1 protein-coding gene is annotated in these 419 nt (G+C 62.3%); it reads right to left on the reverse strand.

Annotation, left to right across the window (positions count from 1 at the left end):
* Positions 1–258 (reverse strand): hypothetical protein (locus V3391_RS17560; RefSeq protein ID WP_332079747.1); only part of this gene is annotated, 258 nt, incomplete at its 3' end.
* Between the last annotated feature and the right edge of the window lie 161 nt (positions 259–419).

Genomic DNA, 419 nt, shown 5'->3' on the forward strand with positions numbered 1-419 from the left:
GACCAGCGACACCACGATGAACATGGCCTGGCGCTGCAGGAAGTAGGTATTCTGCCAGCGCACATAGGCGGCAAACTTCGGTGAATCAGGCAGCGAGATGGATGCCGAGTACACCATCACCATCCCGAGCAGCATCAGCAGCAGCGTGACCCAGACCAGCGGCTGGTCGTACTCCATCATCTTCGATTGCCGCGCGCGGCTGTCCATCGACGTCGCCGTCGAATTCGAGCCAAAGCGGAACGGCAGCTGGAAGGCCATCAGAGCTCCTGTCCTGCATCGAGCGCGATATCGCGCACGGTGTCGATGAACACCTGGGCGCGATGCGCGTAATTCTTGAACATGTCCATGCTGGCGCACGCTGGCGACAGCAGCACCGCGTCGCCGGCTTGCGCCAGTTCGCTGGCGCGCTTGACGGCGTG

This window comes from Luteimonas flava, assembly GCF_036584485.1.
GTDB lineage: Bacteria > Pseudomonadota > Gammaproteobacteria > Xanthomonadales > Xanthomonadaceae > Luteimonas > Luteimonas flava.